Source organism: Corynebacterium sp. HMSC28B08 (genome assembly GCF_001806865.1).
Classification (GTDB): domain Bacteria; phylum Actinomycetota; class Actinomycetes; order Mycobacteriales; family Mycobacteriaceae; genus Corynebacterium; species Corynebacterium auriscanis.
Genome location: NZ_KV786169.1, coordinates 196430 through 206656, shown reverse-complemented (window position 1 = coordinate 206656; position 10227 = coordinate 196430). Strand labels below are relative to the sequence as shown.

8 protein-coding genes and 1 tRNA gene are annotated in these 10227 nt (G+C 60.5%); 2 read left to right on the top strand and 7 right to left on the bottom strand.

All coding sequences use genetic code 11. The features are described 5' to 3' along the window. Nucleotides 1-620: 620 nt before the first annotated feature. Together HMPREF3098_RS07700 and HMPREF3098_RS07695 are read right to left on the bottom strand one after the other, a co-directional pair. A tRNA-Tyr gene (locus tag HMPREF3098_RS07700) sits at nucleotides 621-705 on the bottom strand. A 333-nt stretch (nucleotides 706-1038) separates the two neighbouring features. Then, a complete protein-coding gene (locus tag HMPREF3098_RS07695; protein WP_070434637.1) occupies nucleotides 1039-2061 on the bottom strand; it encodes a polyprenyl synthetase family protein in 1023 nt (340 codons plus the stop codon). A 166-nt stretch (nucleotides 2062-2227) separates the two neighbouring features. Here HMPREF3098_RS07695 and HMPREF3098_RS07690 point away from each other — a divergent pair, with 166 nt between their 5' ends. Further along, nucleotides 2228-3547 (top strand): geranylgeranyl reductase family protein, encoded by a 1320-nt coding sequence (locus HMPREF3098_RS07690; RefSeq protein WP_070434636.1) that lies wholly within the window; start codon nucleotides 2228-2230, stop codon nucleotides 3545-3547. Nucleotides 3548-3666: 119 nt separating this feature from the next. Here the strand turns inward: HMPREF3098_RS07690 and HMPREF3098_RS07685 are convergent, their stop codons facing one another. The 4 genes from HMPREF3098_RS07685 to menD all read right to left on the bottom strand — a co-directional run bounded on the left by HMPREF3098_RS07685 (nucleotide 3667) and on the right by menD (nucleotide 8444). Beyond that, nucleotides 3667-4359 (bottom strand): demethylmenaquinone methyltransferase, encoded by a 693-nt coding sequence (locus HMPREF3098_RS07685; protein WP_070434635.1) that lies wholly within the window; start codon nucleotides 4357-4359, stop codon nucleotides 3667-3669. A 74-nt stretch (nucleotides 4360-4433) separates the two neighbouring features. Further along, the gene (locus HMPREF3098_RS07680) at nucleotides 4434-5876 is read right to left on the bottom strand and encodes a glycosyltransferase family 4 protein (RefSeq protein ID WP_083284314.1); all 1443 of its coding nucleotides are present in this window, start codon (nucleotides 5874-5876) and stop codon (nucleotides 4434-4436) included. A 79-nt stretch (nucleotides 5877-5955) separates the two neighbouring features. Beyond that, nucleotides 5956-6435 carry a DUF3592 domain-containing protein gene (locus HMPREF3098_RS07675; protein WP_070434633.1) on the bottom strand — a complete coding sequence of 160 codons (480 nt, stop codon included), beginning with the start codon at nucleotides 6433-6435 and terminating at the stop codon, nucleotides 5956-5958. After that, entirely contained in the window at nucleotides 6432-8444 is a 2013-nt protein-coding gene (gene menD, locus HMPREF3098_RS07670; protein WP_070434632.1) for a 2-succinyl-5-enolpyruvyl-6-hydroxy-3-cyclohexene-1-carboxylic-acid synthase, read from the bottom strand. The genes HMPREF3098_RS07675 and menD overlap by 4 nt, the downstream gene beginning before the upstream one ends. A gap of 258 nt (nucleotides 8445-8702) precedes the next feature. Here menD and HMPREF3098_RS07665 point away from each other — a divergent pair, with 258 nt between their 5' ends. Beyond that, entirely contained in the window at nucleotides 8703-8909 is a 207-nt protein-coding gene (locus HMPREF3098_RS07665) for a hypothetical protein (RefSeq protein ID WP_070434631.1), read from the top strand. A gap of 176 nt (nucleotides 8910-9085) precedes the next feature. On the opposite strand, the gene HMPREF3098_RS07660 is transcribed toward HMPREF3098_RS07665, so the two are convergent. Beyond that, nucleotides 9086-10162: an o-succinylbenzoate synthase gene (locus tag HMPREF3098_RS07660; RefSeq protein ID WP_070434662.1), complete on the bottom strand. Its 1077-nt coding sequence runs from the start codon at nucleotides 10160-10162 to the stop codon at nucleotides 9086-9088. Nucleotides 10163-10227 lie beyond the last annotated feature (65 nt).

Genomic DNA, 10227 nt, shown 5'->3' with positions numbered 1-10227 from the left:
GCCCGGATGCCGAGAATACCGGCACCGAGAGCAGAGCGCACCCCACCGCCCACGCACCGGTTCACTCCCTACTGCCCACGCACCAGTCCGCACCCCACCGCCCACGCACCAGTTCACAAAATGTGCAGCAGAACTCTGACAAAATGACGCGTTTTTGTTGGACTTCTGCTGCACATTTGCCCTTCAAAGCCCGGATGCCGAGAATACCGGCACCGAGAGCAGGGCGCACCCCACCGCCCACGCACCAGTTCACAAAATGTGCAGCAGAACTCTGACAAAATGACGCGTTTTTGTTGGACTTCTGCTGCACATTCGTTAATCAGCTCAAGAAATCCGGCAGCGAGTTCAATAGAGGAACATCCGCACCGGGATCAATACGCGAACACCGGAGCGATCGGGAAAACTTCCTGCACCCGTCTGAACTCCCTGCCCCCCATCACTTCTAAAAGTAGCTGACTACCAACACAACATCAGCACACAAAAAGGCACCATCAGATAAACACAAAAGGCCCAGCCGACGACACGCCGACCGGACACACTTTCTGTCCCTTAACCCACCCAAAACGCACGAAAACAAAACCCGGTGGGACTGAAAGCTTTCAGTTTCACCGGGTTTTTGATGGTGCCAGATGATGGATTCGAACCAACGTAGGCAATGCCGACGGATTTACAATCCGCTCCCTTTGGCCGCTCGGGCAATCTGGCGTGCACCTCAAGGGTGCGCTCGATACTTTACTATGAACTATCGCAGAAAGCACAAATCAGCAGTTCGGCTGGGCATTCTTCCGCGTCGGTGAGCCATGGTCTACCCGGTCACCCGACTCCCCCACGCGCCAGATTCAGCAACGCACCCGGCTCCCCCACGCACCGCGTCAGCCAAGCACCTGCCTCCCCCACGCACCGGGTCACCTAGGCACCTACCTCCCCCACGCACCGCGTCAGCCAAGCACCAGATTCAGCCACGCACCGGGTCACCTTGGCACCCAACTACCCCACACACCCAACTCACCCACGCACCCGACTCCCCCACGCACCGGGTTAACCCAAGCGCTTCAGCGCAAATCCCAAAAGCTCCCGCAGCGCTGTAGTCGCCTCAGACTCAGGCAACTTACCCAACTCGGCTTCTGCCCTATCGCGGTAGATCTGAACCTGCTCCTGCGCGCGCTCACGGCCTTCGGAGCGCTTGATCAATTCAAGGGCTTCTTCCACCAACGCATCGTCTTCAACTGGCCCCGTAAGGATCTCTCGCAAGCGAGCACCCACTTCGTCATCCTGACGCATTGCATAGAGAACGGGAAGCGTGAATACGCCCTCGCGCAGATCCGTTCCGGGTACCTTGCCGGATTCTTCGGGATCGGACCAAATATCGATGATGTCATCAACGATCTGGAAAACCTGGCCCATGTTGCGCCCAAATGCGTGCAACGCATCGCGCACTTCCACAGGCGCGCCGGAATGCTCCGCCCCAAGGAAGCCGGCTGCGGCAATAAGCACGCCCGTCTTTTCCTGGATGACGGTCATGTAGTGCTCAATGGGGTCTTGTCCCTCTGCGCATCCCACGGTCTCGCGCATCTGCCCCGTAACCAGCTCACGGAACGTGGAAGCAAAGTGGCTAACAGTTGCGGCACCCAAGTCCGCAAGCATGTCCGAAGCCACCGCGAAGAGGTAATCCCCCGCCAGGATGGCAATGGAGTTGCCCCACCTCATGTTCGCGCTGTCGGCCCCGCGTCGTCGATCGGCTTCATCCATTACATCGTCGTGGTACAACGTGGCCAGGTGAGTCAGCTCCACCACAACCGCAGCCTTGTAAACCTCATCGGCCGTGGGCTTTTCCCCGTACAGCGCGGACAACAGGGTAAACACCACGCGGAATCGCTTACCACCGGCGATCGCCAAGTGGTTGATCTTATCCGTCAGGAATGGCTCGCCTTCCATCAGCGATTCGCGCAGCAACTTTTCCGCCACCTCGACACGCGCCTGGAGCATTTCATTAAGCCCTGGGCTGCCCAGTTGCGGTGCTACCGGGGTAGATTTCACGGCGGCGTTTTCAGTGCTTGCCATTTCCTTCGGTCAGCCTCGTCATTCGTCGTGGATATGTAAAAACTGCTCCGTATGGAGCACAGTGCGACGCGCCGGGTATGGTGCCCTGCACGGCTCGCGCACATAAGTCTCGCAGATTCTTCAACTAGGTTACCTTAGCGCTTCGCAATTACCGATACGTGCCACAATGACATTTATGTCTCGTACCATCTCCTCGGACGTTCTCATCGTCGGCGCCGGCCCAGCTGGCAGTGCGGCCGCCTGGTATGCAGCTCAAGCCGGCTACCACGTGGGCGTCGTCGATATGGCAAACCACCTCACCACCCCGCGCGACAAGACGTGCGGCGATGGCCTTACCCCGCGAGCTGTGGCGGCGTTACACCACATGGGCGCCCAGGGGATTCTGAACGACCGGCCGCACATTAACGGACTGAAGCTGCATGGTTTCGGAGGTTCGGTAACTGAACCATGGCCGTCCACCGGCAGTTTCCCCACCCGGGGTTCGGCGATCGCCCGCACCGAGTTGGACTCAGCCCTTCTGCGCCACGCGGTTGCTGCGGGCGCGCAGTTTCACGGAGGCATCAAAATTCTCGACGCCACGCACGACCGCGCCAATCGCGTATCCGCAGTCACAGGGGTGGACCAGGCAACGGGAGAGCAGGTCACGTGCCACTTTAAATTCCTGCTGTTGGCCGAGGGGGTGCGCAGTACGGTCGCGAGGAAGCTTGGTGTGCAGTGGTTGCGTGGAATGGTGCACGGTGTCGCCGCGCGTTCATACATCACCACACCGCACGGCGATGAACCATGGATTCACTCGCACCTGGAATTGCGGGATGAGGCCCATGTTGCACAGCCCGGCTACGGTTGGGTTTTCCCGCTTGGCGGCACGCAGGCGAACCTGGGTTGTGGTGCGTTAGCCACCGCGAAACGCCCCTCCGGGGTGAATACCAAGAAACTGCTGCGCCACTACGCTGAGCAGTTGCGCGAAGAATGGGCTATTGAAGGCGCACCCGCGCGTGTCACAAGCGCTCTTTTGCCCATGGGTGGGGCCGTCACACGGGTCGCGGGCGAAAACTGGGCCACCATCGGGGACACTGCTGCACTGGTCAACCCCCTCAATGGCGAAGGCATCGACTATGCCCTCGAATCCGCTCGTTTGGTGGTTTCACTCTTACCCGACGCCCCACGCAATCCCCACGGATTGCTTTTCATGTGGCCGGCGGTGTTGCGGGAAGAGTACGGCGAGGCCTTCAGCTTGGCGCGCCGGCTGGCGATGGGGTTGACAATGCCGGGGCTGATGTCTGCGCTGGGACCAGTGGGAATGCGGGGACCCCAGGCCCACGCAGTGATGGCGGTGGCCACCCGTGTGATGGGTAATCTAGTCTCCCCGCGGGACCGCGACGTGACGTCCCGCGTGTGGCGGGCGGTCGGGGCCTTGAGCGTGGGCGCGGACAAACTACTTGCCCAAGACGCGCGACCGTTATTCGGTCGTTCAATAGCGCTGTAACTGACGATGCGGCCCGGAGTTCGAATGGGAAGGCGCCGTAACCACGTGGCGCTGAAGCTACCGGTTACCGTAGTAGCCACGTGGCGCTGGAGCTACCTGTTCACGGCCCTCAGTGCCAGCTAGTCTGCGCGTCGCGTGGCGCTGTGTAGTGCAACAATGCCTCCGGTGAGGTTCCGCCAGCCCACATTTTCCCATCCGCATTGCGCGATCTCGCGCGCCAATTCTTCTTGGTCTGGCCATTCGCGGATGGATTCAGCCAGGTAGATGTAGGCATCGGGGTTAGAGCTCACGACCCGTGCCACCTCGGGCAGGGCACGCATGAGGTATTCCTTGTAGATCGTTTTGAACACGGGGATTACGGGGGTGGAGAACTCCGCTACTGCCAACTTGCCACCGGGCTTCGTTACACGAGCCATTTCCCGCAAGCCAGCGCGGTAGTCAACGATGTTGCGCAAGCCGTAGCTGATCGTGACCGCATCGAAAGTGGCATCGGCAAAAGGCAACTGGGTTCCATCGCCGCAGATCTTGGGTACTTGGCGGTGGGCGCCCGCGCGCAGCATACCCATGGAAAAGTCGCAGGCAATACAAAACGCCCCGGTCTCGGCTAGCTCCTCAGTGGAAACCGCGGTTCCCGCGGCGAGGTCCAACACCACATCTCCAGGGCCCAGGTTCAGGCGCCGACGGGTACGCTTCCGCCACATACGATCTTGACCAAAGCTCAAGACCGTATTGGTGATGTCGTAATTCTTTCCCACACCGTCGAACATCGACGCGACTTCGTGGGGCTTCTTATCCAAGCTCGCCCGTGACATAATCCCTCATCTTAGACGTGCTGACCCGCGCGGGGACAGCCGTGGGGGCGTTAAGAACCCAACAGTCCTATCGGTTAGAACGGGGCAGCCTGGTCCGTCTCACTGGGGCGGCGCACTGAACCTTGCGCTGGTTCTGCAGCGCTGTGCTGCGCCCGGCGCTGGCTGGTCTGCTGCGCCGCGATCTGCGCGGGAGATTCCTGTGCCTTACGCAACCGCTCCCCGGCCGCCACTGCGAGAGCCCCCGTACTGGTAGCGGCAGCCATCATGGATTCCACATCCGCGGCCACACCCATGAAACGCTCCGGTGGCCCCTTGCGGAAGAACTTCCGAGAGAGCAACCCCTTGCGCCCGTGCATATCGATTGCCAGATCGTAGTAATCCAGTAACTGGCTGCACAACCCCGGCCACGACTTGGATTGCACCCCTTCAAATGCCGCGGCTCCAAAGCCTTTCACACCGCGGCTGATGATGTCTTCAACTGCACTGGGCAGATCGCGTTCAAATGAATCCACATCCAGCAGGTGACCATTTACTCCTGGAGTAATGAGGTCGATCGGCCCACCAGCACGCGGGCCGATGGTGGCCACGCCCGAGGCCTGTGCTTCCTGGATGGCCTGACAAAAAGTTTCGAACTGCCCCGCATGAACGAAAATATCCAAGCTGGCAAAGGCCTGTGGCAGGTCATCCCCGTACATGCCACCCGTGAATACGGCGGTTGGCATGATTTTTTCCAAGTCTTCACGTTCTGGGCCATCACCGACGATAACCAATTGGATATCATCTCGGTCATCTAGCACCGCTAGGCGCTCCACGGACTTTTCAGCTGCCAAGCGGCCAACGAAGCCGACCACGGTCACCTGATCCGCGCCGAAGGATGCGGCCTTTCCGCTATGAAGGGCTGCGCGTTTGGAGCGCCCGGCGTCGAGCCAGAAGGACCGCAAGTCCTCGCTGCGTTTAGCGGGGTTGAAACGGACGATGTCCACACCACGACCCCAATGGAAGACGTTGCGGACCTTGTGTTCCTCTAGCTCTTTGATAGTGACCGAAGACGGCGCCAAAGTCATAGTGCAGTTATTGTGCAGTGCGCGCGTGACGCGCCATGCGGCCTGGGACAACATGGCTGCGCCGTAGTTGTTCGCAAAACCCGCAACATCAGTTTGATAGACAGCCACGCATGGCAACCCTAGGGTTTTGGCAGCAGCCGCGCCGGCGGCGCCGAGAACAAAAGGGCTGGCGAGGTGAACCACGTCCGGTTGGAAATCGCGCATTTCCGTCAGCACGCGGGGCAGTGGCACACCGATGGGCAGGGAGTTAACCCCCGGAACGTCCACGGCGGGTACGCGAGTGATGCGGTGGCCGAGGTAGTGCGTGATTTCTTCCTGCCCGTCCTTTGCGGCCGGCGCAATCACCAGGGCTTCGTGTCCATGACGACGCAGGTGCTCCAGCACGCGCAAAACGGAATTCACCACGCCGTTAACGACGGGCAGGAAACTCTCGGCGACAATTGCAACACGCATAGGATTCACCTTCTCCCACTGACTTCACATCCTCATGACCGCCGGGTAAAGCTTTGCGCAAATGATTCCGAACAGCGGTTTACGCGGGTGAAGTTTTGGCAAACAAACGAGACCTCAGGAGTAACCATAGCCCGCCACCCACGAACAGCACTACCGCCAACGAACTGAGTGCCGGCAGAAAAGCCAATGTCCAACCGCGCCCGGCGACCTTCACGTTCTTGGGATTGCTCTGCTGGTATTCCACGCGTACTTTCTGTCCTTTCACCAGCCCCGTTGGGTACTTCAACCCCTTGTCCGGCTGGTGATAGTTACCTTGGCTGTCATGGAACCGCACGGTTGTTCGCAAGGCACCCGTATCCAACACGTCGGCAGTCGCCGTTGCCCGATCGCGCGAGATCGCGTAGTCATCAATAGCCGCGGTCACAATCATCCCCAGGCAAGCCAGCACCCCAAAAATGGTCAACGCAATCACCAGCTGCCGGGCGCGACGTACCACCCGTTCTCGGCGTGGCAGGGCCGGCACTGATTGCTCCAAGGTAGCTTTGGCTGCTTGGTTCATCGGGGAGTCACTGCCTCACGGATAGCCTTTTCTACATTTCGACGCCCCGCCCGGCTCACTTGCGCTTCGATCACGGCAATACCGCTGCCAATGGCTTCGTCATCTGCACTGAGGTATCCCAGCTCCGCGTGCTCTTCGATCGCTAAGGCCAATTCGGTTGGCGTGGTCACCAGGCGGTGTGGCACACCGAATCCCGCACACAATTCACCGAGGTTAGCGCGCAGTGGTGTTCCGAAGATCCGCTCGAACATCTCGCTGCCATCAGGGAACCTCCGTAGCTGCTCTCGCCCGGGCTCTAGGGTCTCGAAGATTCCCCCTCCGTTGTCATTCGTGACGATGATCAGCAGGTTATCGGGGTGGGGCTCAAGGGGACCGATATTCAATCCACCTATATCGTGCAGAAACGTCAGGTCGCCCATCACTGCAATGGTGCGGGGAGCGCGCATGGTGTGCGGCTCACTGGAGGCATGCGCAAAAGCCACCCCCGCCACGGTAGACACTGTCCCATCAATCCCGGCAGCGCCCCGGCTGGCATAGGCGGCAACTCCGGAAAATGGCAACCCGGCGCGCGAGGCATCGCGCACCGTTGTAGATGCTCCTAGCACCACTGCATCCCCATCACGGAGCGAATCAGCTACGGCAGCCACAGCATGGATCGCAGTAAACTCGTCACTGTCCTCGAGCGTTCGGCGCACAGCTTCCGCCCCCATGTCACTGATCGCGCGGCACACGGACAACCATTGTTGATCGACCTCCCCCGTCAAGGTGATCGCACGTGTGACGGCTGCCGCCGTGCCGCTGACATCAGTCACCGTATTAGTATCCGTGACCACCACCACGCGGATCTCCGGATCGGCCAGCAGGCGCGCCACCGGCCGGTGCAGCGTGGGGCGCCCCACTACTACGATTTGTTCCGGTCGGGTCACCGCTGAATATTCTCCATGGGCCACGGTGTCTGCCGTAAACATCGCTGCCGCAGCGGAATGCACGGGAATCTCCGGCGCGTCGGGTGCCATAGGTTCGGCCATCGTGGGCACACCCGATAGCTGTTCCATGATGCGGCGCCCCCACGCCCGATCGGTGACCTCTCCCACGATCGCCAACGTGCGTTTTCCCAGGTCGACCGCTACCGCATCGGGCTCAATCTTTCGCACAGTGGGCATGGCTTCGGAACAGCTATGGTTGTAGAGCGTATTCGACACCGCATCGGTGTCAATCTTTCGCACAGTGTGCATGTGCACTTCGCTGCCACCGGGGCGCCCGAGTTTTTCCTGGGCGCCTGCCGGCCCCGCTGGTTGCTCTTGGTTGGTTGCCCGGTGCTGGCCTTGGCTTAGGCTTTCTTGGATTTCGGACGCCCCCAGGCCCACCACCGCGCTGTCCTCTGGCACAAGGGGTTCCCGCAACGGAACATCCAATTGCACTCCCCCTCCCTCGGTGGGGTGCATCGCCGCTGCAATCACTTCACCGACGGTATTGCGCAGGAAGTCCACCTGGTCGGCCGGTAGTCCTTCGGTGATCCCGCGCTGCGCACAAGTCTCTCCGATCTGATCTAGGGTGCGAGTGCACACTGAATGCGAACCGAAGATACCCACCTGGTCAATGGTCTGGTTCGCCCCCGTTCCCACCATTTTCAGCGGGCGGTTGGCCGATAGCACCATGAGGGGGACGTGCGTCAGCGTGGCCTCCACCATTGCTGGCAGGCAATTCGCGACCGCCGTGCCCGATGTCATGACTACCGGCACCGCGCGGCGGGAGTACTTAGCCAGGCCGAGAGCTAGGAAAGCAGCAGTGCGTTCATCGGTTCGCACGTGCATGCGTAACCGGCCCACGCGATCAGCTTCCGCGATGGCAATCGCTAGGGGTGCCGACCGCGATCCCGGGCACACAACGGCTTCGCGTATCCCGCTCCGGATAAGCTCTTCGACAATCACCAAAGCCGTTGTCATGGCTGGGCTTACCGGTACATCGAGTTGCGGGGCGTTCACTTCAGGCACCTTCGGATTAGTCACATTGTCTAACTTACCGAGCAACCACTACAACGCGAATACCCCACCGCCTCACTCTGGACGGTCTCGCGGGCTGGGTCATCTCCCTGTCTTCGCCGTCTCTCAGAAACGAGGCCAATCACTCACATGCCCCCAAACGTAACCGTAATCGGCGACACAGTTTCCACCACGCTGCTACGGTGGCGCCCACGGAGCCGGTTCACCTAGAGCCACTCCTGTGCTTTGTCGCAACACTGAAAATCACCACTCTAAGGAGAAGCAATGCCTAACTACCGCATCAAGGACGCCAAGCAGAACGTTGTACAGGAAGCAGAATTCGCCTCTGACGAGAAGGCTTACGACTGGTTCAAGGAAGAGTCCAAGGCAGACGACTCCCTGGGCTGGGGTCTCGAGGTTGAACGCGAGGGCGAGTGGGTGTTCTTGGATCAGTCCGAGGGTGGAACCAACACCTCCGGTTCCGATAACTAAGCCCGAGTTTCGCTAGCAGAGCTATTCGCTCACCATTTCTTTAAGGGCCTAACGGCGCACCGCGATAAATGCTTGTCACCGCGATAGGTGTTGAGCTTCGCGATAGGCGCTGGGCATCGGGATAGATGCCGAGCACCGCCATAAATGCCTGGCACCGTTACAGGTGCTCGACATCGTTACAGGTGCTGGTAGGCCTTTTTGAGTCTCTCGAACCACCAATCCTTCCGGCTCCCGCTGGCGGCGAACTCGCGGAGCACGTCGGCGTCGGGAATAAGAGGCCCCGCTTGGATGCGACCGTCAACGATGGGGCGAGGAGCGAGGTCCTCAACGAAGAGAGACCCCGTGGCCAGGCCGGCAGCCTGCGATACCGAGCCCACCTCCGGAAGGCGCGCGGCGGCCTCGAGGCCCGCACCCAGACCGATACCGGTGTCCAGCGCGGAACTCATGGTCACCGCAACCCCACAAGGGGCGACAGCGCGGGCGATGCTGAGCAGGCGTTCCACTCCACCCAGGGGAGGCACCTTGAGCACCACGACATCGCAAGCACCAGCATCGATGACGTCCGTGACAGCGGTGAGTGGATCGGCGCTTTTCCGGATGCACTCATCGGCAGCGATGCGCACGGGCTCGGATGAACCAGCCAGAACGCCCACCCGCCGGCGCACCTCAGCCAACTCTTCGGCAGTGGCACACGGCTGCTCCACATAATCGAGCGGACCCTCCGCAGTGATGGCTGCGATGGCTTCCAGAGCTTGGGAAACACTCCACGCCCCATTCGCATCAAGGCGCACCTTGGGTTCGTCAATTCCCGCTTGGCTGCACCACTGCCGAACGGCCCGCACGCGGGCAACATCATCTGCGAGCTGCTGACCTTTCTGCGCAACCTTGATTTTGACCGTGGTGCATCCCGGGTAGCGCTGCATCAGGGCACCGATAACATCCGGGTCCTCGCGTACATCCACTGCAGGAATGGTGGCATTGACGGGCACCCAGGAATTCGCCAGATCAGGTGCTGAGGTATAGCCGTATTGCACAGCCGCACACAGCCACCTGGATGCCTCCTCCGGTTGGTATTCAAGGAAAGGGGCCCATTCCGCCCAGCGGAAGGGGGCGTCGAATAATAAAGCCTCCCGCACCTGGACACCGCGAAAAGGTACGCGCAAAGGTAGAGAAACCACGTGGGCACGCTCGAGAAGCTCGTCAACGCTGGGCATGCTAGCAGTGGGCTGATCCTGTGAAGCCTGGCCACGCATGGGCCGATCCTGTGAGGCCTGGCCACGCTGGGACTGATCCTGTGAAGCCTGACCGCGCTGGGGCT

Bases quoted from the DNA above. Each gene is read 5' to 3' on its own strand.
- HMPREF3098_RS07695 (WP_070434637.1), bottom strand. From the start codon at position 2,061: ATGGCAAGCACTGAAAACGCCGCCGTGAAATCTACCCCGGTAGCACCG.
- HMPREF3098_RS07690 (WP_070434636.1), top strand. From the start codon at position 2,228: ATGACATTTATGTCTCGTACCATCTCCTCGGACGTTCTCATCGTCGGC.
- HMPREF3098_RS07685 (WP_070434635.1), bottom strand. From the start codon at position 4,359: ATGTCACGGGCGAGCTTGGATAAGAAGCCCCACGAAGTCGCGTCGATG.
- HMPREF3098_RS07680 (WP_083284314.1), bottom strand. From the start codon at position 5,876: ATGCGTGTTGCAATTGTCGCCGAGAGTTTCCTGCCCGTCGTTAACGGC.
- HMPREF3098_RS07675 (WP_070434633.1), bottom strand. From the start codon at position 6,435: ATGAACCAAGCAGCCAAAGCTACCTTGGAGCAATCAGTGCCGGCCCTG.
- HMPREF3098_RS07665 (WP_070434631.1), top strand. From the start codon at position 8,703: ATGCCTAACTACCGCATCAAGGACGCCAAGCAGAACGTTGTACAGGAA.
- HMPREF3098_RS07660 (WP_070434662.1), bottom strand. From the start codon at position 10,162: ATGCGTGGCCAGGCTTCACAGGATCAGCCCACTGCTAGCATGCCCAGC.